Source organism: Nostoc sp. DSM 114160 (assembly GCF_053470305.1).
Genome location: NZ_JBPFGO010000004.1, coordinates 127769 through 151145, shown reverse-complemented (window position 1 = coordinate 151145; position 23377 = coordinate 127769). Strand labels below are relative to the sequence as shown.

Annotated in this window: 20 protein-coding genes; 12 read left to right on the top strand and 8 right to left on the bottom strand. The window is 39.8% G+C overall.

Annotation, left to right across the window (positions count from 1 at the left end; all coding sequences use genetic code 11):
• Positions 1 to 9 precede the first annotated feature (9 nt).
• A complete protein-coding gene (locus tag NSTCB13_RS32515) occupies positions 10 to 2388 on the top strand; it encodes a tetratricopeptide repeat protein (protein WP_448267061.1) in 2379 nt (792 codons plus the stop codon).
• Positions 2389 to 2403: 15 nt separating this feature from the next.
• Here NSTCB13_RS32515 and NSTCB13_RS32510 read toward each other — a convergent pair whose 3' ends face one another.
• Positions 2404 to 2928 carry a GAF domain-containing protein gene (locus NSTCB13_RS32510; protein ID WP_448267062.1) on the bottom strand — a complete coding sequence of 175 codons (525 nt, stop codon included), beginning with the start codon at positions 2926 to 2928 and terminating at the stop codon, positions 2404 to 2406.
• A gap of 127 nt (positions 2929 to 3055) precedes the next feature.
• Here NSTCB13_RS32510 and NSTCB13_RS32505 point away from each other — a divergent pair, with 127 nt between their 5' ends.
• The gene (locus NSTCB13_RS32505) at positions 3056 to 3598 is read left to right on the top strand and encodes a Uma2 family endonuclease (RefSeq protein WP_448275166.1); all 543 of its coding nucleotides are present in this window, start codon (positions 3056 to 3058) and stop codon (positions 3596 to 3598) included.
• Between the two features lie 198 nt (positions 3599 to 3796).
• Positions 3797 to 4543 (top strand): DUF561 domain-containing protein, encoded by a 747-nt coding sequence (locus tag NSTCB13_RS32500; protein ID WP_448275164.1) that lies wholly within the window; start codon positions 3797 to 3799, stop codon positions 4541 to 4543.
• Between the two features lie 63 nt (positions 4544 to 4606).
• Here NSTCB13_RS32500 and NSTCB13_RS32495 read toward each other — a convergent pair whose 3' ends face one another.
• Positions 4607 to 5755: a DegT/DnrJ/EryC1/StrS family aminotransferase gene (locus tag NSTCB13_RS32495; RefSeq protein ID WP_448275162.1), complete on the bottom strand. Its 1149-nt coding sequence runs from the start codon at positions 5753 to 5755 to the stop codon at positions 4607 to 4609.
• A gap of 321 nt (positions 5756 to 6076) precedes the next feature.
• On the opposite strand from NSTCB13_RS32495, the gene NSTCB13_RS32490 reads away from it, so the two are divergent.
• Together NSTCB13_RS32490 and NSTCB13_RS32485 are read left to right on the top strand one after the other, a co-directional pair.
• Positions 6077 to 6853, top strand: a complete 777-nt coding sequence (locus tag NSTCB13_RS32490) for an ABC transporter permease (RefSeq protein WP_448267067.1) — start codon at positions 6077 to 6079, stop codon at positions 6851 to 6853.
• A 469-nt stretch (positions 6854 to 7322) separates the two neighbouring features.
• Entirely contained in the window at positions 7323 to 7541 is a 219-nt protein-coding gene (locus tag NSTCB13_RS32485; protein WP_448267068.1) for a hypothetical protein, read from the top strand.
• A gap of 557 nt (positions 7542 to 8098) precedes the next feature.
• Here the strand turns inward: NSTCB13_RS32485 and ftsH3 are convergent.
• The 4 genes from ftsH3 to NSTCB13_RS32465 form a co-directional block, all read right to left on the bottom strand.
• Positions 8099 to 9940 (bottom strand): ATP-dependent zinc metalloprotease FtsH3, encoded by a 1842-nt coding sequence (gene ftsH3 / locus NSTCB13_RS32480; protein ID WP_322659564.1) that lies wholly within the window; start codon positions 9938 to 9940, stop codon positions 8099 to 8101.
• Positions 9941 to 10053: 113 nt separating this feature from the next.
• Entirely contained in the window at positions 10054 to 10848 is a 795-nt protein-coding gene (locus tag NSTCB13_RS32475) for an aminotransferase class IV (protein WP_448275161.1), read from the bottom strand.
• A gap of 17 nt (positions 10849 to 10865) precedes the next feature.
• Entirely contained in the window at positions 10866 to 11285 is a 420-nt protein-coding gene (locus NSTCB13_RS32470; RefSeq protein ID WP_448275160.1) for a GNAT family N-acetyltransferase, read from the bottom strand.
• 80 nt (positions 11286 to 11365) lie between these two features.
• A complete protein-coding gene (locus NSTCB13_RS32465; protein WP_448275158.1) occupies positions 11366 to 12151 on the bottom strand; it encodes a hypothetical protein in 786 nt (261 codons plus the stop codon).
• Between the two features lie 531 nt (positions 12152 to 12682).
• Here NSTCB13_RS32465 and NSTCB13_RS32460 point away from each other — a divergent pair.
• The 6 genes from NSTCB13_RS32460 to NSTCB13_RS32435 all read left to right on the top strand — a co-directional run bounded on the left by NSTCB13_RS32460 (position 12683) and on the right by NSTCB13_RS32435 (position 19910).
• The gene (locus tag NSTCB13_RS32460; protein ID WP_448267071.1) at positions 12683 to 13192 is read left to right on the top strand and encodes a hypothetical protein; all 510 of its coding nucleotides are present in this window, start codon (positions 12683 to 12685) and stop codon (positions 13190 to 13192) included.
• 108 nt (positions 13193 to 13300) lie between these two features.
• The gene (locus tag NSTCB13_RS32455; RefSeq protein WP_448275157.1) at positions 13301 to 14131 is read left to right on the top strand and encodes a hypothetical protein; all 831 of its coding nucleotides are present in this window, start codon (positions 13301 to 13303) and stop codon (positions 14129 to 14131) included.
• The gene (locus tag NSTCB13_RS32450; RefSeq protein ID WP_448275155.1) at positions 14128 to 15102 is read left to right on the top strand and encodes a hypothetical protein; all 975 of its coding nucleotides are present in this window, start codon (positions 14128 to 14130) and stop codon (positions 15100 to 15102) included. The genes NSTCB13_RS32455 and NSTCB13_RS32450 overlap by 4 nt, the downstream gene beginning before the upstream one ends.
• 306 nt (positions 15103 to 15408) lie before the next feature.
• A complete protein-coding gene (locus tag NSTCB13_RS32445; protein ID WP_448275153.1) occupies positions 15409 to 15570 on the top strand; it encodes a hypothetical protein in 162 nt (53 codons plus the stop codon).
• Positions 15571 to 15770: 200 nt separating this feature from the next.
• Complete coding sequence (locus tag NSTCB13_RS32440; RefSeq protein WP_448275152.1) at positions 15771 to 17876, top strand: dynamin family protein; 2106 nt, start codon at positions 15771 to 15773, stop codon at positions 17874 to 17876.
• A 51-nt stretch (positions 17877 to 17927) separates the two neighbouring features.
• Complete coding sequence (locus tag NSTCB13_RS32435; RefSeq protein WP_448275150.1) at positions 17928 to 19910, top strand: dynamin family protein; 1983 nt, start codon at positions 17928 to 17930, stop codon at positions 19908 to 19910.
• A 175-nt stretch (positions 19911 to 20085) separates the two neighbouring features.
• Here NSTCB13_RS32435 and NSTCB13_RS32430 read toward each other — a convergent pair whose 3' ends face one another.
• Together NSTCB13_RS32430 and NSTCB13_RS32425 are read right to left on the bottom strand one after the other, a co-directional pair.
• The gene (locus tag NSTCB13_RS32430; RefSeq protein ID WP_448275149.1) at positions 20086 to 21300 is read right to left on the bottom strand and encodes an acetate kinase; all 1215 of its coding nucleotides are present in this window, start codon (positions 21298 to 21300) and stop codon (positions 20086 to 20088) included.
• Between the two features lie 434 nt (positions 21301 to 21734).
• Positions 21735 to 22214 (bottom strand): hypothetical protein, encoded by a 480-nt coding sequence (locus NSTCB13_RS32425; RefSeq protein ID WP_448275147.1) that lies wholly within the window; start codon positions 22212 to 22214, stop codon positions 21735 to 21737.
• Positions 22215 to 22464: 250 nt separating this feature from the next.
• On the opposite strand from NSTCB13_RS32425, the gene NSTCB13_RS32420 reads away from it, so the two are divergent.
• Complete coding sequence (locus tag NSTCB13_RS32420; protein ID WP_448275146.1) at positions 22465 to 23343, top strand: M48 family metallopeptidase; 879 nt, start codon at positions 22465 to 22467, stop codon at positions 23341 to 23343.
• The last annotated feature ends 34 nt before the right edge of the window (positions 23344 to 23377 follow it).

Genomic DNA, 23377 nt, shown 5'->3' with positions numbered 1-23377 from the left:
AGTTCGCAAATGGGTGCAGAAGAAGCCTTAGAGTTTGTAGATAACTTGGTTTTTCTCAAGACGGGAGAACACTTAGATAAAACTCAAAGGATTATCTTGCGGCATTTGTGGGAGGATGAAAAGCGGACTTACCAGGATATTGCCAGCAGGCGTGGTTATACAGAAGCGCATTTAAAATCAGTTGGTGCAGAACTTTGGCATCTACTGTCAAAAGTGCTAGGAGTGAAAGTCTCTAAATCAACCTTCCAAGGGATAGTTCAGGGATTTAGAACAAGCCAACAGTCGCAAAAAATCCTCCACATTGCCAATTTAGCGACTAATGGCACTAGACCTCAAGATTTAGATTCTAACTTTGTAGGGCGCGATCGCCAAATAGCCGAACTTCACACCCTCGTTAGTCGGGGAGCAAAAGTTATCCTCATCCAGGGTGAAGGTGGTGTTGGCAAAACCAGATTAGCACGCAAATATTTTAAAAGTCAAAAATTTAATTTTGTCCTGGAACTGTGGATGGCTACAGAAATCCAAAACCTCACGCCAGTGGAAAGTGTGGTTGAAGAATGGCTGCGGCGATACTTTAACGAAGAACCAGGAGGTGACTTTGGTATCAGCTTAGAACGACTACGGCGCAAACTCCGAGAGCAAACTTTTAAAATTGGGGTATTTATCGATAATCTAGAAACTGCTCTCGATAAAAATGGCAAGTTCCTAGAAGATCGTCGCCCTTATGTTGAGTTATTGAGAGTATTAGCAGATTCAGATGTGCATTCAGTTACTTTAGTAACAAGTCGTGAGCGTTTGCGGGAGTCTAGTGTAGAAGTTCATCTCTATCCACTCGAAGGTTTAGATGATGAAGCATGGCGACAGTTTTTCAGCCGTCACCATATCAATTGTGATTCTACTATTCTCAGTGAAATGTGTAGAGCTTATGGAGGTAATGCCAAAGCAATGCAAATTCTCCGAGGAGCAATATTGACAGATTTTTCTGGTGATATACACGCCTATTGGCAGGAAAACTGTACATATTTATTAATAGAAAGAGAGTTAAAAGATTTAGTTGCCAGTCAATTTACGCGACTCCAAACGAATGATTTAGAAGCCTATTGCCTCTTGTGCCGCTTAGGATGCTATCGTTATCAAGATATTACTTCAGTGCCTATTGAAGGAGTTTTATCTTTGCTTTGGGATGTACCAGAACAACAACGTAGACGGGTAATTAAAGCTCTGCAAGATTTGTCTTTAATAGAAGCAAAAAAAGGACAATATTGGCTGCATCCGGTAATTCGTGATGAAGCAATTAGCCGATTAAGGTTAGTCAGTGAAGAATGGGAATTAGTCAACCGAAAAGCCGCAGAATTTTGGACGCGAAGAGTTACAGATATCAAAAATATTACAGATGCTTTGACTGCTTTAGAAGCTTATTATCACTATGTAGAAATTAATGATTTTGAGCAAGCTGGTGATGTAATTTTACAAGGACGAGGTAAACAGTGGAGTCTAGGTTTGCCTTTGGGTTGCTCATTTTACCAACTGGGACTGCTCCAGAAAAACTTCTCTGTCATTAAACGGATAATAGACGATATAAAATCGCAAGAAAGATTAATTAGACTTTACAATATCCTTGGCTATACATATCGAATTATCGGTTGCATTAGAGAAGCTATAGAATGCTATGAGAAATCAGAAGAAGTATTAGGCAAATTAGATGTCAAGCAAACAAAAATATCTATTTTGTTCAATACAGGGCTTTGTAAACTAGAATTATGGGAAATAAAAGCAGCCGAAGATTGTTTTAATTCTGTTTGTAGCCTTGCTGAAGCAAATAGCAATCTTGATGATTACATGGCTTATGCTCAATGTTGTTTAGCTTTGATAAAATCACGTTTTGGTAGCAGAAAAGATGCCTTTTATCTTGCTGAAGATGCCTTTTATACTATGTCATTGTCAAGTAGAGTGACTTTATGGGGAATGGGGCATAGTTTAGTAACTCTCTGCATAACTTATATAAATTTAGGTAATCTAAAAAAAGCCTTTAAGTTCTGCCAACAAGCTATATTTCATGCTGAAGAAAACAACTTTACCCAGATTAAAGCTAAAGCTATAAGTTGTCTGGCGGAAATTTTTCGAGAACAGAGAGAATTTACTATAGCAATTTTTCATCATTCAAAAGCAATAGAAATTCTTGATAAAATTGGTGCTAAATCAGACTTAGCTGAGGCTTATTATCAGTTGGCATTGACTCATAAAAAAATGGGTGAAATTGAGAAAAATAGGGAAAGTTTTGTCCAAGCGATGTCTGCGATGGGCTACGCCTACGCCCTCTTTAACGAAATGCAAGCACCCAGACAAGTTGAGAAAGTACAAACAGCAATGAAGTATTTTGAAAAATAGTAATAGTATTTGATTTTAACTGACGATTTTCCGGCTAATAGCCTCTCCAATCTGCATCAGTATCTCTTTCTCTTCGGCAGTAAATTCGTAGGTAACTGGCTTTGCAATGCCCAAGATACCATGCAATTGACCATTCAGCATCAGCGGTACTGCCATAGAACCTTCTACCTTCGTTTCTTTTGCTGAGGGCCTCGCCACTCCTGATTCGTCGGTTTGCAGGTTGCAAATCTGTACGAGTCGCTTGCGTTCGGCGGCGACACCAGCCATTCCTTTGCCAATGGGAATTATCGTCATTTTAGGCAAAAGCAATTCTGGAATGCCTTGGTAAGCCTTTAGGTGCAATAACTGACTGTCTTTATCTAGGGTATGGATGCTACCTGTAGAGCAGTTGAAAGCGGTCAGGATTTCGGTAAGTAGTTGGTTCCAGTCGATGGCAGACCCTTTATCAGTCAAGATAGCAAAAATGGTTTTGGTATCTAAAGTCATAGTCGCAGGAAATAAAGTTTGATTGTAAACGTGGAAAATAATTAGGAAATTCATTTAGTAAAATCAATGTACCCTTTCTAAATTCCGTAAAAAGTCAAGGTAATTCATGGAGCGATCGCACCTAGAGAGGTCTGTTGTCTCCATAATTAATATAGAAACAAGGCGTGTAATTAGAGGTTTTATGTCCCTAACGCTTGAAGACTTGGAACAAATGCAGCAACAGCACCCTGACTTTCGTATGGAACTGGTTAAGGGTAATATTATTGTTATGAGTCCATCAGGATACGAATCAGATGAAGTCGCAGCGGCAATGATTGCCCAGTTACATAACTGGGTTAGACCGCGCAAACTGGGGCGAACAGCAGCTTCTAGCGCCGGTTTCAGATTGCCTAATTCCGATTTGCGCGCGCCGGACGCCTCATTTGTTTTAGCCGAACGCTTGCGTCGTAGTCCGAAGTCTTTTGCTCAATTGGCTCCCGATTTGACTGTAGAGGTGAAGTCCCCTAGCGATAATTTAGAGGATTTGAGAGCCAAAATTCAAGAATTTCTGAGTTTGGGAACTAAGGTAGGAATTTTGCTCAATCCAGATGAGCGGATTGTTGAAGTTTACAACTTTGGACAAGAGGCAATAATACTTCGTGATGGCGATATTTTAACAGTTCCCGAACTGCTCCCAGGATGGGAAGTACCAATTGCAGATTTGTGGCCTCTAGAGTTTGACTAGGATAGCGAGAAAAGACCCTACAGACGCAGATGGATGGAACTAGAAGTTTATGCGATCGCTTTCAGTACAGATGGCAAAACTTTGATCCGTGGTAAGGATAAAATTATCAATATTTGGCAACTACCATAGTGATTTAGTCCCCGATCAACTGAGGGACGGTAGAATATACCTAATTTTCGTAGCTTCAAAAGCCAAACTATGACGATGCATTCCACACTCCAACGTGCATTTACTAACCGCCGCGTTCTTAAAGTGATTAGCGGTTTAAATAACTTCGACGCCGCTAGCGTCGCTGCTACTGTCAAAGCTGCTGAGTTAGGCGGTGCTACTTTTGTCGATATTGCTGCCGATCCAGCTTTAGTCCAGCTAGCCAAAAGTTTGACAAATTTACCAATTTGTGTATCAGCAGTAGAGCCAGAGAAATTTGTGCAAGCTGTAGCAGCTGGTGCTGATTTAATTGAAATCGGGAATTTCGATTCCTTTTATGCTCAAGGACGCCGTTTTGAAGCTCCAGAAGTGCTAGCGCTGACTAAGCAAACCCGCGCTCTCCTGCCGGAAATCACCCTATCTGTCACCGTTCCCCACATCCTGGAACTAGATCGACAAGTACAGCTAGCAGAAGAACTGGTGAAAGCTGGAGCGGACATTATCCAAACCGAAGGCGGTACTAGCAGTAACCCAGTTCACCCCGGAACTCTAGGATTAATTGAAAAAGCTGCTCCCACCTTGGCAGCAGCTTTTGAGATTTCCCGTGTAGTTTCAGTGCCAGTATTGTGTGCTTCAGGCATTTCTAACGTTACCGCACCATTAGCGATCGCAGCTGGTGCTGCTGGTGTTGGTGTTGGTTCCGCCATCAACCAACTTAATAGCGAAGTCGCCATGATTGCCGCTGTGCGCGGCTTAGTAGAAGCTTTAGCGACTGCAAGAGTGCTGACTGAGAAGTAGGGCATTGGGCATTGGGCATGGGGCATTGGTTATTAATTATTTTCCTCTGCCCCTCTGCCTCCCTCACCCCAAACAATCTTTCAACGCATAAATCACCTGGTCTTGCTGCTGTTGTGTCAGTTCTGGGAACATAGGTAAGGATATGACCTCATGGCAAACTTGCTCTGCTATTGGTAAGTCCCCAATTTGATAGCCCAGACTTTGATAAACTGGCTGCAAATGTAAAGGGTGGGGATAGTAAATCATTGAACTGACGCCCTGTTCTTGCAATTGACTACGCACCCAATCTCGATATTTGGCGCTAGAACCATTGCGCCCTTCGCCTGATATGCGAATAGTATATTGATTCCATACCCCAATACCTTCAGGTAATTCTTGGGGCGGGACAATCCCCGGAACTTGACTAAGGAACTGATAGTAATAGTTGGCAATATCTCGTCGGCGATCGTTCCAAATATCTAAATAACGTAGCTTAATCTGTAAAATGGCTGCTTGGAGAGCATCCAAGCGGCTATTTACACCAATTTCTTCATGTAAATATCTAATTCTGCTGCCATGATCTCGTAATATTCGCAGTTTAGTGGCGATCGCAGGGTCGTTAGTGGTTATTGCTCCACCATCGCCGCAACCACCAAGATTTTTGGTAGGGTAGAAACTAAAGCAACCAATATGTCCAATACTTCCGACTTTTTCACCGGCCCAAATCGCGCCTGTAGACTGAGCACAATCTTCAATTATGGACAAATTGTGAGACTGAGCGATCGCCATTAATGATGTCATATCCACGGGTTGTCCAAAGAGGTGAACCGGGATAATCGCTTTAGTTCTGGGTGTAATCGCCGCTGCGACTTGCTCTACATCTAAATTAAACGTAGTCGCGTCAATATCAACGAAAACAGGCTTTGCGCCAACGGCGCTAATCACTTCAGATGTTGCAATAAAGGTAAAAGGCGTTGTAATAACTTCATCGCCTGCACCAATGTCCAAAACTCGTAACGCTAAGTAGAGCGCATCAGTACCAGAATTACAAGCCACACATTCAGTAACAGTATTATAAACGGCAAACTGTTGTTCAAAGCCTTCGACTAAGGGGCCGCCGATATAGCGGCCAGAAGCTAAAACCTCTAAGACGGCTGCACTTATTTCTGCTTCGATGGTGGTATATTGCTGCTTGATATCAAAGACAGGGATGGGATTTACACTTTGGATCATGAGTTCTCATTTTATCGGGAGATACAAAGGATGCACTTCAACAGTCAATTTTTGCTGATTGAATTGTTAATCAAAGAGGAGCTACTAAAAGACTATCGCCCAAGATACGCATCTATTAGGGTTTTTACTTAAATTGTGGTACAGGAAACCACCGCACATTTAATTTACAGATGTAGGCATACTAGGTGTTTGCCATGTTAAGGGGTCGTACCATTTTGAATTGATGAAAGTGATATATATCAACCAAGATCCAACACATCAGGTCAAAGTTCCTCTTGTGTGGGCTGCTTTGAGCAGAAAATACCAGGAGATAGAGAACCTATGCAGGATCTGATCGAGCTGGATTTCGTGGATTTAGCTATTGGTGTGGGATTGATGGCGATCGCCATTGGTTTATCTGCCTGGGAAAAATTAGGATTAGAGTTGAACCTAGCCCTTGCTACTGGGAGAACCATCTTACAACTTCTTGTATTGGGATACATTTTAGATTTCATCTTGGCTTTAGACAATCCTTGGGCAGTTTTGGCGCTATTAGCAATAATGCTGACAATTACGGCGATTGTCGCACGAAATCGCATTACTCCAAAAATTCCTCATCTGTTGCCTTTGGTGTGGGGTGCAATTTTAATTAGTACCGCCGTGACAGTGTTTTACATCAACTTGTTAATCGTTCAACCAGAGAGATGGTACGAACCACAGTATATAATTCCCCTAGCAGGGATAGTCTTAGGAAATGCTACCAATGCAGCTGCGATCGCAGGCGATCGCCTTGTCAGCACCATTAATTCCAGCCATCTCGAAATAGAAACCCATTTAAGCTTAGGTGCAACTCCAGAGCAAGCTGTTAGCCAGTATCGCAAAGACGCCATCAAAGCCGGATTGATTCCTACTCTTAATCAAATGATACTCATAGGTATGGTCGCAATACCAGGAATTACCACCGGACAGTTATTAGCTGGTGTCAAACCTCTAGATGCTGTCTCCTACGAAATTTTGATTATGTTTATGGTTGCTTTTGCTAACTTGTTGACAACAGTTTTAGTCACGAAGGGGTTGTGTCGTCAATTTTTTAATTCCGCCGCGCAGTTGGTGAGATGAAGAGTGCTGAGTGCTGAGTGCTGAGTCAAGAGTAAGGAATTAATCTACTCCAAAATAAGTATTTCATTTCTTTGTGGGGGCGCATAGCTAGCTGTGCGCCCCTACGAAGTCTCTACACAATTGAAATATAAAGAGATTTTGGAAACGCATCTATCCTATGAGGTATTTTATGCGAAGCATAAATAAATATTTATATGGTTATTTAAAAATCATGTGATTTCAGTATTCAAACCTGACGCTGTAAAGCTGAGAACTCAACGTATTGCCGTCTATCGGAGGTAACAGAACCAAAAGAGGAATGTCATCATTATGAGATGTACCTTTAGGTAGGGATGTCAAGTAGGTGAAATATTTATTAATATTATTAATAGATAGTAAATGTAAATTCAGCGTCAGGAATCGGAAAAAATTCCTAATGGCAGGTATTGAGCATCAATCACTAGATTGTTCACCAACGGAACAGAAGATTATGAAAGATCAAAAACGATCGGACTCTAAAGAATTCGTCGGAAATCTCAAGAATGGGATTTGGTTATTTGGCCTGTCATCCTGGGTATTTGGCATTACCGATCGCAGCATTGCTTCATTTGCAGATGGCTATCTATCTGCTTTGGATTTAACGCAACTATTTACGGCGGCTACATTCTTTGTGGCGTGGCTATTTTTGAAACCGACATCCAGAGCGTAAAACCAACTGATTAGTATCCAGTCACTCGTGATGCTAGTCCGATCGAGATTTAGAAAGTTATCTATTTGATGCCATGAGGGGTGTACGACAGAATGCATAAATTCTTTTTGGATCGATCGCAATCAAGGTAATTCGTAAAATCTCCGAGTTACCCTGATTTCGAGTGATTACGGGAGAGAATCAGGATCGATACCAAGTTCGCGTAACTTCTGTGCCAACATTTGGACACGTTCTTCCGGCGTTAGTAATTTGATTTTGGTGTATCTAAAAAAAATTTTTCTAATTTTCCGGAACTGATTATGCTCGTGTGGTAGTCTTTATCATCAGATTAGCGATTTATACTGAAACTCTATAACGAACCTTCGGGGAATATAACCCCATTACGGATTAAAAGCCCGGTCTTCATGACCGGGCTTTTGCCAATGAATTAAAAAAAATTGGGGTAACTCTGGAAAATCCCAGAATTACCCAATTTTTAAAAGTTACGGATTGTTATTAACTCCTAACTTTTGTAAAGACGCGATTCATCGCGTCTCTACTCCTAACTACTTATTAAATTAAGCAAACGCTGCGGTTGTCACATCGTTGTTCGACAGAATTTCTTGCAACTCTTCAGCGTCTACTGTTTCTTTATCAACCAACATTTGCGCTAGCTGATCTAGAATGTGACGGTTGCCCACTAACACTTCTTTGGCGCGTGTATAGGCTACATCTACAAGTTTACGAACTTCTTCATCAATAGCAGCAGCCGTTTCTTCAGAAAAATCGCGCTCTGACATGATATCGCGTCCGAGGAACATATTACCTTGTTGACGACCAAGAGCAACAGGGCCTAAGCGATCGCTCATCCCAAATCGAGTAATCATTTGACGCGCAACCCGTGCTACTTGCTGCAAGTCATTAGAAGCACCCGTGGTCACTTCTTCTTCACCAAAGATTAATTCTTCAGCAATCCGACCACCCAAAGCTACAGCCATCTGATTTTCCAAATAAGCGCGGCTGTATAAACCAGTGTCCATCCGGTCTTCACTGGGGGTAAACCAAGTTAAACCACCTGCGCGACCACGAGGGATAATGCTAATTTTTTGTACTGGGTCATAGTCTGGCATCAAAGCACCAACTAAAGCGTGACCAGCTTCGTGATAAGCCACCAAGGTTTTGCGCTTTTCGCTCATTACCCGGTCTTTTTTCTCTGGCCCAGCTAATACGCGGTCGATCGCGTCGTTGATTTCATCCATTGAAATTTCAGTCAAATTCCGGCGTGCTGCCAGAATTGCGGCTTCATTCAACAGGTTGGATAAATCTGCGCCAGTAAATCCAGGGGTACGACGGGCAATTTTATCCAAATCCACATCTTTCGCCAAAGTCTTGCCACGAGCGTGTACCTTGAGGATTTCGCTGCGTCCGGCGTAGTCGGGACGGTCTACCACAACTTGACGGTCAAAGCGACCAGGACGCAACAGGGCTGCATCTAGGACATCAGGACGGTTGGTAGCGGCAATGATGATGATGCCAGTATTACCTTCAAAGCCGTCCATTTCTGTGAGCAACTGGTTGAGGGTTTGTTCCCGCTCATCGTTACCACCACCTAAACCTGCACCCCGTTGACGACCTACGGCGTCAATTTCATCGATGAAGACGATACAAGGAGCATTGGTCTTAGCTTGTTCAAATAAATCGCGGACGCGGGATGCACCCACACCGACGAACATTTCCACAAATTCTGAACCGGAGATTGAGAAGAAGGGTACACCTGCTTCACCAGCTACGGCACGAGCTAGGAGGGTTTTACCTGTACCAGGAGGGCCAACTAACAGTACACCTTTAGGAATTTTTGCACCAACAGCAGTAAAGCGATCGGCGTTTTTCAAAAAGTCTACGACTTCGTTTAATTCCAACTTGGCTTGGTCAATACCAGCGACATCGCCAAATGTCACCTGAGTTTGAGGTTCCATTTGCACTCTGGCTTTGGATTTGCCAAAGTTCATCGCTTGGCTACCCGGGCCACTTTGAGCGCGACGTAGTAAGAAGAATAAGCCAACCAAAAGCAATACAGGGAAAAATAAGCTGCTCAGTGCCTTAAACCAAAATCCTTCGTCGGTTTGGGGCAAAACAGAAATATCAACGCCTTTAGAAGTCAGAGTATTAATCAAGTCTGGATCGTTAACTAAGGTAACAATCCGTTTAGCTGGGTCATACTTGGGTGTAACCAGTGCTGTAGAGCGGTCTGCACTCAAACTGACTTTTTCTACTCTGCCTTGCTGAACTTCTTGAATAAAGCGACTGTATCGCCATGTCTCTCTGCTTTGGGGTTGTTTGTCAAAAAATGCTGTTCCCAACGCAATTACGACAATAAACAGCAGCGCGTACAGCCCTGCATTTCTCCATCTTTTATTCACTAAGGTCTATCCTCCGGTATTTTTCGCGCAATCGCCTAGCTTCTCTGCTCAAAAAGGTGATTATTAAGAATTATGTTAACTTATCTTAAGATATAACAAATTTGGCGTGGTTGTCATGCTAAAAAAAGCTCCCTTATTAGCTGAAAACTATGATGGTAGGGATTACATTCTAGCGACCCTGAAGGCAGATGAACTGTATGAATGGGAATAATTTCGACCACACTATTAGTGTAGGCGATCGCTTCAAATTTCTGGACTAACTCGACGCTCCAAGTTTCTTCTCGCACTGGCTGGTGGTGGTTTTGCAACCAGTTTACAAGTTGCGATCGCCCAATTCCCGGTAAAATTCCGGCCTTTATTGGTGGCGTGTACCAAGTGCGATCGCACCATCCCCAAAGGTTGCCTGTAGTGGTTTCTAGCCAATTTCCTTGAGCATCGACTAATATTGCTTCTTGAGCATCTGAGCTAGTTTTTGCTAACCAAGCACTCAAATAATTTCCAGTTTTATGAGAGGGGAGAGAGCGAGAAAATTCCGGACTCGCAACTGCACACGAAACACCAGTTTTTTGTTTTTCTGTCAAATTTTGTGGTAAGAATCTACCAATTATCCATTCCCGTCCATCGGGAAAGAGGGTAATTCTGAGAACAGGAAAGTGTGCCAGAAGAATTTGAGCGCCTTGACGCAGACGGTTCCAATTGGGTTGCTGCCAACCAAAAGATTGTATTGAGAAGAGTAAGCGATCGCAATGTGCTTGCCAATTAGTTAAATTACTATCTAGGGAGTTCTCATAAACCCGCAATGTTGTAAAAACAGTTGCCCCATAAAGTAAACCCGGATCGTTAATGTTTAATTCTAGGGTTTGAGAGTGAATTAATTTGCCTTCATACCAAAAAATATTATTTGTCACAACCAAATTGCTTGTTGCTACAACTCCATTGAGAAATGATGACTTGTAATGCTCATACGCTGCATGAGATAAAATCTGTGGGCTGCAAATCGCTGAACGCCAGAATCCAGACTCAGGTGTTTACACTCATGATTTCTGGCATATTCAATTAGCCACTGAAATAATTGTTGACCATAGCGGTGTGACCGCTTCAACTCATCAACAACTAAATCATCAATATATAAAAATTTTCCCAATGCTAAACAATTAGAAATACGAAATCCAGCCACTGCTACAGCTTGCTTTTCTACTTCCAAGAATGCAAGTTGATATCCTTCTTTCATTTGATATCGAACTTGTTCTACAAAATTATCCTGCTCCAGGTGAGGGCGCAACTGAGAAATAACAGGAAAACACTTTAATATTTGAGAGTTAGATTCTGCCAATTGTATTAACATCAGTATCACCTTACTCAATCATGTATGATAAACTTGAAACTAATTGAGTCAATATAATCTTCAATTACATTTGCAATAATTTAATCTTTAGGTGGAAATATAATTTTATTCGTGCCTTCAGGAGTCGTAACTATTTTTCCTCCCAAAGCTTCGATTTCTCTAATGGCGCGTTTCTGAGTTCTTTCATCAGCATGATTATTTAAAACCATTGACCATGTAGAAATTTGAGCATATTTACTGTTAGGATTTCGGCTCAGGAATTCCGCAGTTCTTTGGGAAGTATTAGCTATAAGTTGACTCTCTGGATCTGAAAATTTACTTGCCCAATTTGCCGCCGTTGCAAAAGACTGTTGAGCAGCTTTCGCGTTGCCTAAAAATAATAACTCATCAACTCCTTTATAACGCCATATATAATAAGACTTTTTGGGAACTGAGGGAGATATTGATTTTAAGCCTTTCTCTGATATTGCGATCGCACGTTCTGGCATACCAGCATATAATGAAGTACTGATCGAAAGACTGTGATAGGCTGCTAAAAATCGCGGGTCACGTTCTAAAATAACTTCAAAATATTCTGGACTTAAACTGTAACCTGTTTTATCCCGAATTTCATCATCTCCAAAATATTGAAGAAAATTGAGATACACCAAATCTGCGATGAAGTTATCATAACTAAAACTAGGTGTTTTTTTGAGAAATTTTAGACGAATATTTTCAGATTTTATTTCTTGTTTTAAACTTTCTATAGAGGCAGATTGTTTTCTATTTATTAGTTTTTGCAATTGGGGGAATTGAATCAAGCCAACTCCTAAAATACACATAGAAATTACAAAAGGTGTAGCAAAAGCTTGACGAAATAACAACATATTTTCCTTTGCTTTGCGATCGCAGTCATATCATTGTATACATAGTGCTATAAGAAAAGTCAGGTCTACTTGTGCGTCTAAGCTTTGCTAGGTAAGATAAAAAAGTTGACTCAAATAAATTAATCTTATTACTTTGTGCTTATTAATACCTTAAATTTATCTTTGCCTTGAAAAATACTTAGGCATTCTTTGTATAAAAGCAATATTTAATTTATACTGATTGGAACGAAACGCCCAAAAGCTAATTAATTAAATAATTATTTCAGAATCACGCTACTTAGGATAATAGGGAAATCCTACGGTAGTGCTGGATTCGCTGCAACGCAGTTCTTCCAAAATCTAAAATGGTATTATTCTTTTTTTAAGATAAATTTGGCTTTAAGAAATCATAATTTTTTTAGTAAAAATTTCTTGAATATTAAGTTGTTTTGACTTTAATTACTTTTTTTTAGTAAAAGCCTGAAAACTTTTGACATCACCTATAGTTGTATCTTGTTTATATTTACATCTGTCTTTAACCTCTAAAACATCATGGTGAATAATACTCTTAATGAAAACACAGAAACTAATGGTCAAACCATAGAAAATTGGGATAATAATAGTCAATATAGCAAACCAAGTAGTGAATTTAAAATCAAAGTTAAGAAACTGAATAGTAAGGGAGAAGGATTCAATATTGATGAAATTATTGATACTATTCAAACAGCAATAGTTGAAGTTATCGAGCTAGAAATTACCACTTGGGTTCCAGAATCATCTACTCACTTAGAAGAACTACAAGGGCAGCAAATTCCTCAAACAGGTAATCGAATGCACACTATAATCAATCTAATTGATGGTGATATAACTAATGAAGTTGGTAGTCAATTTGTTGGCAGTGGGCCATATACAGAACTTCGCGAATTTCATCTAACTCAAATCAAAGAAAGTCGCGAGATTATGCAAAAAAATATAGAAAGTTTGCATAAGTTGTATGGATTTTTTATCGAAATTATGAAATCTCGTAAAACTTCACAACAATCGCTATCTCGTCCCCAGTAGTTAATATTTATTATATTAATTAATATTAACCCAAAAATACCTACAGGATATAAGCTTATCTTAACCTGTAGGTTAATTTGCTTTAGATAAATCAAGGAAATTATGACTATGCCTAACAAAATTCAAGAACAAGCCAAAGATTTGCTAGAGAAAGTAGTCTCATCTGTACATGAATTAGTTGACGATATTACAGCTTTAGAAATAAATACAATGGTTGTGGAGCAAATTACTGGCGCAAAGTTTAATGCTTGGCAAGCGTATGAAGAGATTTATTCAATAAATGACAAAGACTACTTTGATGTCAAAGGAATTCCAAATCCAGACGATTTAGCAGAACCAGAAAAAACTCAAGCTCAAGAATTACGCAAGCGTTATACAAGTCTATTTTCGCAACTTGAAAGAGAATATTTTTACATTCTCCTGGAAAAAAGCAATGAGAGTAGTGAGCCAGACTCCAGAATAATCCAATATCAAGAGCGTCTTAAATATCAAGTGGAACATAAAGCGAATATTCTTCCAACTGACGAGGTATACATAAAGTTAGCTCGACCAATATTGCCTGCTCCCACTCCTGTTGCAGATCGAGAAGAAAATAATCTAAAAAGTTTGCAGCAAAGGTGGAAAGAGATTGAAGAACTTTTAAATAATGATAAATTTATTCGTACTTTGCGAAAAATGTCTGAACTAAAAGCGGCACTTAATAGTGGCAACATTACTAGCGTAGATATTGATATTATTTATGCTCAAACTGTTATGCAGTTAGATGGAGATATTATTAGTCGTTATCATAAAAAGCTATTTCAATTATCTGAAGGAGATAGAGATTTAATTCTAAAAATACATAATGAAGGGGTAGTTGCTGGAGAGAAACAGTGGCGTGGAACATTAGATTTTCTGATTGGTATTATACAAAATATCGCAAAATTATCCCGACAATGAACGCCGAACAAACACACACAGATAATCAAGTTGATGTTCAATTCTCTTTCTTTGTACAAATACCTCAAGGCACTCCTATTGAACTTAAAATTAAGGTTGAACCAGGACAGTATACTTTTTATCTAAATAAGACCATTTTAAAACAAATTGCGGAAGCGCGAGAAATAGGCTGCTCTTTATACATTCCTCCAAAGTTACTAGCTTATCTTTGGTACTACAATTGTTTTAGCGATAAGATTTGCTTGAATAAGAACGTTACACCATACACTAAATTAGTAGTTACTAAAAATAAATTGAAAATATTTGACAATACTTTTATCGGAAATTTTATCAAATTATTTTGGAGCAAATCATTACAAAATAAATCGAGATTACAGTATGGACTTACTTTTAATTCTTATTATAGAGAAGATACATCAGCTTTATATTTTTGGAAAGAACAAGATATTATTTTACAAAGCAATATCTTATTTTATGGCGACATAATTCACAAAATTAGGAGTGATTTTATCCAAAATTCTCAGTGTTTAAATATTGTTTATGTGCATTATTGGCTTATTGAGCAAATACTAAGCTGTCTGCGGAGTAAATTAAATCTGCTAGTTTGGGAGATAGCTTCTCTCTTTCCTGCTGGTTTTCTAGTTTACAATCTCCATCCAGCAAATTGGATGCTAGTAATATTTGCTTGGTTAGGGTTAACTATATTATTTGCTACTACTCGCTATATAGTTGTTAATCAATTTCAAAGTCGTACTTCCATAAATTCTAAATTTATAAATAGGTTGATATGGACGCTGATTTGTTTCATCCCTAGTGTTTTTGTTGCTAGTACTAGCTTTCGTAACCTTACTGCCTTATTCTTACCGCTTTTTTCACTAATCGTCCCAAAACTTGTAGAGTACATTTTAAGCTTTACATGGGGGCGAGTTGTTAAATTGATTATGCGTCCCTTATTAAGAAATTTAAATTAAATAAAATTCTTTTAACTTTCTTTTTTTCACTATCACTAGAGTAAAATCTAAAATCCTTACTCAGAATTGAGCTTTGAATATTCTCTCCCGAAAGTGATTAAAAAGTATGAAGCTGAACATTTGGCTTGTAATCTTGCCTTGTCAAAGATGACAATGCTTCCTGTGATTAAATTTAGTATGTCTAATTTATTGATGAAAATATAATTTGTATTCTTGATTACAATCTAGCCCACTTTCATAGTTATCACAGCAAGACTCATATCATGGATTTTACCTAAAGTCAAACTCTTAGACTGCAAACAATCCATGAATAAATCTTTTGAGAAAAGCAAAAAATTAGTCGAAGTTTTTGCGATCGCATCCGAAATTATCTTTAATCCTCTTGAATCATTAAGTATTGCTCAATCAGACGCGGCTGTACTGCATATATCCAGTATATCTACAGCTGAGTTAAATTTGCCAGATTAAAAGTTATTACAGTACGATATCTGCGACTTTCTCTCAAACCTAACCCCTACTTACCTTATAGGGAAGGGGAGCAAAAATCAAAGCCTCTCTCTTTTTAGTATAGAACAATGAAAATGAAGTCAAAATATTAAGTCGCAGAGAGCGTTACAGAAAAATCTAATAACTTGAGCAGTAAGTAAATATCCTAAAGGAAAATTTGTATGATTGATAAGTCTTTTTCCAATGCTTTTGATGATTGGTTTCATTTTGAAGCGGAAACTAATATAAAGGAGAATTTTATAGAAGTAAACAGTGATAATTTAGAACCTGCCTCATATTCAGTTCAATATTATAGTGAAGCATCAGGATGTGAGGAAGATTCAAATTATTTAGGTTCTTCATTGGAAGAAGTTGTTATTGATGGTGTTCCAGAAGCGATAAATACCGCTGTTGTTGAGACAATTCAGATTGTTGTTTCAGGTGTAGTAGAAGCTGTCAACGATCATTTTTTTCAAGCAGAAAAGACAGATGATAGTGTTTATAAATCTGTAGTAAATGCTAATATTATCGAAACTCAAAGACCATCACCTGCACCTTCAGAAGATTTTCATAACTTGAGTGAATGGATTCGCCTCTGGCTTGATGAGTGTTTGCTATTATCCAATTTATCTGATTGTGAAGATATTACTGCTGAGTTAAAAGTACTAAACTCACGGTGGGAATTGCCAGGTTTCCGTCTAGCGTTTGTGGGTGAGTTCAGTCGTGGCAAAAGTTCTTTAGTCAATCGCTTATTAGATGCAAACATCTTACCTGTTGGCGATCTTCCAACTACAGCGACCTTAACCTCAATTGTCGCAGGGTCAGAAGACCGTATGGAAGTTCAATCTTCCAAAGATGGATGGGAGACTCGTCCAATGGAAGCACTATCTTGGAGAGATTTAACAGCTATCGATCGCAATGGTAGCGAACAAGAGGTGGTTGGCCAAGTCCGTTTAACATTAGCCAATCCCTGGTTACAAGCACTTGACGTTGAATTAATTGACACACCTGGAGTAGGAGACTTAAGTGGTCGTCGTGCGGCTCTTGCACTCGATCTGTTAAGCCAGTGTGATGCATCTGTCTTAGTTGTCAGTGCTACATTACCTTTCAGCATGACAGAAGCAACCTTTTTAGAACAGGAAGTAATGGGTCGCCATATTCCTAGAATTTTGGTTGCGGTTTCCAAGCTTGATACTATTGCTGAAGAGGAAAGGTTAGAGGTATTTAATAGTATTCGTAAGCGAATAGCAAAAATTTCCTCAACAATTCCTGTTTTACCGCTATATCCTGTCAGCGATCGGAATTCAGAAATTGAAGTATTTGCAGCAATAAAAACTGAGATTGAGTCAATGGTAGCAAAAGGCGATCGCCGGATCTGGCGTAGCCGTAAAATTGCAGGTCAAATAACAGATTATCTTTCACATCTAATCAAAGTTGGAGAATTAGCAATCTCTACTACTGCAATGGATGCAACAGCGAAAGAGAGCGCTTTAATGAAGGTCAATCAGGAAATCCAAAACTCTCAAACTGACTGGGAAAGAATTCGCCTGAATTTGGATCAAAAACGCTTATACCGTACCAAGGCGTTACACCAAAAAGTTCTCGAAGCGAAAACAGAGTTATTAGAAAATCTTTCATTGGAACTCAAAAGAACCCAAGATCCTAAAACTTGGTGGGAGCAAGATTTACCATTTAGATTAAGACGTGAGCTTTTCAGGTTGAGCCGACAATTAGAAAGCGATATTTTAAAAGCTTTGGCTCTAGATTTTGAGTGGCTACAAAATGAAGTATCGAAACAGTTTTCAACTCGGATAAATACAGAAGATATTGATACTTCAGAGATAGTTAAAATCGATTTAGATTTACAAGCTATTTCCCTGACTGAAATCGAAAAATATCGACTTCTCACCCGCCTTGGAGGTAGTGCTGCTACAATCTGTGGCTGTGTTTTTGGTGGAGCAATTGGAGTAGCTGTAAGTACAACAGTATGGGTCGTTGGTGAGCGAGTTATTAGGGAAAAATTGCAAGAGCAGCGAAAGTTACTTAATCAAGAGCTAGAACATAGCCTTGACCGTTGTATGGATGAGTATTTTAAACGTTTAGCAAATCGTTTTCAACAACTATATAACCAATTGAGTGAAGAAATGGAAGAGGAAAAAATTGCTTGGCAATCTGCCTATAAACTTGCTTTCAATAGTAAGCAAGAACAACCGGAAAACCATTGGACAGAAATAATCTCTCAAGCTTCTACTTTGAAAAAAGAAATTTCACGATTGTTATTGCCCTAAATTACATTTCTTTCAAGTACATAAACCCAATAAATCTGCAAGGAAATTTTTATGGTAGTTCAAACTGTTAAATACCAAAACTATGAAGCGTTTCAAGAGAAACAAAATGTGCTAGCGAGTTTAATTCAACGCCACTTGAAGCTAATTAGTTCGCTAAACATGACTGAATCAGAAAAGTCACTCAAACAATTAGAATATCTAGTGCAGTCCAATAGCTTTAAGGTATTAGTTTTAGGTGAATTTAAGCGTGGTAAGAGTACTTTTATCAATGCTTTGCTGGGTGAGAAAGTTTTACCTGCGTATGCTAGACCTTGTACTGCAATCATTAATGAAGTGAAATGGGGAGATAGCCGTCGGGCTTTATTACATCCTGCAAAGTCGGTAGATACTCCTATGTCTCAGCCTCAAGAAGTTCCTATTAATGAAATTGAAGAGTATGTTGTAATTAAAGATGATGTAAGTGAAATTAATAGCAATCCCTACGAAAAAGTTGAATTGTTTTGGCCTCTAGAACTTTGCCGCAATGGAGTAGAAATTATTGACTCTCCTGGACTGAATGAACATGATACTCGCCAGAAAGTAACAATGGACTATTTGTCTAATGTTGATGCAATACTCTTTGTACTTTCCTGCGAAGCACTGGCTTCTAAGTCAGAAATGGATGTGATTGACAATACTTTAATACCTCCTGGACATAAAGATATTTTCTTTATCTGCAATCGCTTCAATATGATTGAAGATGAAGAAAAAGACAGCATTAAGCAACTTGGAATTAACAAACTAGCTCCGAAAACAAAACGTGATAAAAAACGGATATTTTTTATCGATGCTCGTGGTGCTTTAGGAGGAAAACTCAAAGGCGATAAGGGGCAAGTTGAAGCTTCAGGTTTAACTTTGGTTGAAAGAGAACTAGAAAAATTCTTAGCCAACGAAAAAGGTAACATCAAAATTCTCAGAACTGCGGCAGAACTCCAGAGAGCAATTTATGAAGCACGAGGAGTTATTCCTCAGCGGGAAGCGATGCTAAGAACTGATTTAAAAACCTTGGAAGCTCGATATGAAGCTGCTCAGGAGCCACTACGGCGTTTGGAAATGCAGCGAGAACAGATAGTGCGACGTATCTCTAATTTTTTGGAAGATATCAAACAGACTATTAGTGCTGAAGGTTCTAGTTTCTATCGCCGTCTGGCTGACAAAGTTGTGAGCGAATGGGTGAAAACGTTGGAAACCCAAACATCAATGGTGTTAACTAAGTCGCAAATTGAAAAGTTAATTAAGGATGTGACTAACCAACTTTCCAGCAAGATGGAAAATGAATTATTAGTCTGGCAAAATGAAATATTACAACCTTTGGTTAGTAGCCGTCTAGAACGTCTTACCCAAGAGATAGATGAACGTGCCAACGAATTTGTACATCAATTAGATAGCCTGAAGATTCAAGTTGCAGGTGGCATAGTTTCCATAGATGACCTTAACATTAAAAAAGTTAGTGTCATCGAAAGAGTACTGGCTGCGAGTGGAGGCTTTTTGTTAGGAGCAAATATTGGATTAGCCGGGGTTGGTGCTGTTTTTGGCTATCAAGAGATGGCAAAAGCTATTATTCCTCAACTAATAATTAGTGTGGCAGCAATTACTCTAACTGCTGCAAATCCTTTGTTGATATTTGGAGCTATGGCTAGTGGTGGACTCATTCAGGGATTGTTAACTGCAAAATCTACAAATAACAAGATTAAAGAAGACGCTGCTAAACGATTTGCAGTTTCAATTCGTGATTCAGCAGACCAACGAGGCGATAAAATAGCCGATGCGGTAGTAATAAAGCTAATTGAAATTCAAAAATCGATAGATGAGAGTCTTGGTCAAGAGATTCAAAAGTTTCGAGAACAGATTGATTCAATTCTAAAAGAAAAACAACAAGGACAATCTGACGTTGACGCAACAATTAGAGAGTTACAATTACTTAACAGAAAATTAGATGCTATTGACCAAGAATTAGATGCTTTTGTAGCGCAGCTTGCGATTACAGATTCTTAAGAGTTTCCTTTCAAAGAAAGTTACAGTAGAATTCAGAATTGGCTACGCCCCGGTGCGCTAAAAGAATTAGAATAATCTCTCTGTCTAGCTTTAAGACCTAAATACTGTACTTCACTAACTTGAAATCTGCTGCAATTTAGCCAACTTCTAAAAGGGGTTGGCTTTTTGATGATTTTTACTTTGTCAATATTTGCCAACAATGCCCGGCGATCGCCCAATCTTCTTGAGTATGTATGACTAATATTCTCACTGTTGAGTCAGGTGTGGCAATATCTTCATCCACTGGCTGCTGTTGATTTTTCTCAAGGTCTATTTTCAGTCCGATAAATCCAAAGGCTTCACAGGCGGCTTGGCGAATTTCTGCAGAGTGTTCACCCACACCTGCTGTGAATACTAAAGCATCTAATCCCCCCAAACTAGCAAGCATTGCGCCGATACCAGAACGCAAGCGATGTACGTAGATATCCCATGCCAATTGAGCGCGGGAATTATCTTCAGCAATCGCTTCTCTAACTTCACGCAGATCGCTAGATACACCGGAAATTCCCTTTAACCCAGAAGCTTTATTTAATAACTCATCCAACTTTTCGATAGAGTAATTGCAGTGCCGCAACAAATAAATCAAAATCCCCGGATCGACTGAACCAGAACGGCTACCCATCATTAATCCGTCTAAGGGCGTGAATCCCATAGTAGTATCAATACTGCGACCGTTTTTTATCGCTGCTAAAGAGCATCCATTCCCCAGATGGCAGATAATTAACCGCTCAGATGCAACATCTCGACCGAGAATTTGGACAGCACGTTGAGAACAGTATTGGTGACTGATACCATGAAATCCATAGCGACGAATACCTTGCTCTACCCACTGATACGGGCCGGGATAAATTGCTGCTGCATCGGGTAAAGTGGCATGAAATCCGGTATCAAATACTGCTACTTGAGTGACATCTTTTAAAATTTTTTCAATTGCTTCTATACCTTCCAAGGCAACTGGATTATGTTCGGGAGCAAGATTAGACAGATGGGCGATCACCTTTTTGACATCCTCCGTAATTACTACACTATCTCGATAATCCTCTCCACCATGTACTATCCGATGCCCCACCACATCGATTTCTGACAAGCGATCGATTACCTTGGTATCATCACGATCGAGTGTATTCAGCATATAGGTGAGGTGCGCCTGTGGAGAATCACCAGAGATTGATTTTTGCAGCGTTCCACCCGTAACAGTTTTCACCTCAATTTCTGCCGCACCCCGATCTTGAGTCCAGTTAATTTTCCCTTCCCAAAGAGGTTGGGGTGGTTGGGTAGGCATTTCATCTGGAATTTCATACAGACAACTCTTTTGGCTGCTCGATCCGGCATTTAGCACCAATATTTTCATAGTGACAACAGAAAAAAACGATCTCTTTTGATCGTGTCACTAGTTGTAGCTTCATGCTTAGTACAGTTTTGCGTAAAAGCATAGCGTTTTTAATTCAGGGGAACGTATTAACAATACAAGCCGATGTATTAACAAGGCGGCCATGGCATTAACAATACAAGCTGACGTATTAACAAGGCGGCCATTGCATTAACAATACAAGCCGATGCATTAACAAGGCGGCCATGGCATTAACAATACAAGCCGATGCATTAACAAGGCGGCCATTGCATTAACAATGCAAGCCAACGCATTGGCATTGCACGGTATTGCCTTTCATGAATTCGCTATAAATTAATGAAATTCTGTACTGAGTTTTCTCAGGGCACAACAAGACTTTGAAGCTTCTAAATTTCAGAGACTTGGAACTAGGAAGCGAAAAGAAGTGGCTTGGGTCAATTATCATTTCGTAGTTTGATTGGACGGATGTCGCCGATCTTGAGGGTTCTTTTGCCTGCGTTATCGTCGTCATCAATTGTTACCAGGTATTTCACGACCGTATGGTTTGCATTTCCACCAGTCACGGTGACAACAAATGCTGAGTAACTGTTAGTGTTTGTGCCACAACCACTTCGGTCATGGAAGGTTTGATTCCATTCACCAATACGGACACCCTCGCCTCGTGGCTCATCACCGCTTTGTTTAATTTCATTGAGGAGAGCTACTTTCAGTTGAGATAGCTTTGATTTTTTATCAGCAAGCATAAGTTTAAGAAACTTATCGCGATTAAACTGGTCAAGGTTGCCACCGTTGCTGCATTTATCTTCGTAGTTGGCCTCAGCTGAATTTGGGCTGGTCATCACCAGTGCTGGAATCTTGGCAGACTGAGCGGCGTGTCCAGAAGTTGTCGCTAGTGCGAGAACACATAAAGTCAAAAAACCAAAGCGCATTCAATTCTCCGAGTGTGAATTAGTGTGTCCAATCAAGATTAACTGCAACGGACACTAAAGGAGAGGATTTGCTCGGTAGGTGTATGCAGCAAAGGGGTGAAATGAGCAGTAATCCCGAAAGTTACGAGTATACAAGAAAGGAAACCCCCAACTGAAATCGTTATACTAACTGTGGGAGGCTGTTTATCTATCCAGCCAGATTCCATAGTTGTATTTTTTTATAGCTTGTTGCACTATGTCCTTCTTCAAAACCCCGCTGATTGGTTTAAAAGCTGACTCATTTCGTCATCCATTAGACCTGGAAGCTACCAGAGCGCTCAAGCAGATACCAGGCATAGATATGTTGGTGCGAAATTGGCTTGGGCCAATGGCAGAGCAAGTTTTTTATGTGGAAAATATTGCCTCTAGCATTTTGGTGGGTGAAAAGCAACTACCCGATTTATACAAGCTATTGTTAGATGCCTGTAAAATCCTGGATATAGATCCTCCCCAGTTGTACGTCCGGCAACATCCGGCTCCCAATGCTTATACTTTTGCTGTGCGGGGTAAGCAGCCTTTTGTGGTGGTACACACTTCCCTGATTGATATCCTCACACCAGAGGAAATACAAGCAGTAATCGCCCACGAGTTAGGGCATCTCAAGTGTGACCATAGCGTTTACTTGACACCTGTAAATTTATTAATATTAGCTGCGGCGATTGTGCCCAATGTCGGAACCTTTGTGGCTCAAGCTATACAGGCGCAACTTTTGGAATGGGTACGTTGTGCTGAGTTTACCTGCGATCGCGCCGCATTACTAGCAACCCAAGACCCGAAAGTGGTCATGTCCGTGTTGATGAAGTTGGCTGGTGGTTCTCCCACCTTAGCGCCCCAACTGAATCTCGATGCCTTTGTTGCCCAAGCCCGCGCTTACGATGATATTAGCAAGACAGAACTGGGTGAAATGGTCAAAGCTGCCCGTACAGCCCAATTAACCCATCCAGTGCCAGTACTGCGGGCGCGAGAAATTGACCGTTGGGCAAGCAGCACCGAATATCAAACTCTGTTGCAAAATCACGGGCTGAAGTCTACTAATAATGAAGTTGCACCTAAAGGTGGATGGCGCAATTGGTAGAGCTACTTTTCACAATTGCTTTTTCGCTATATAA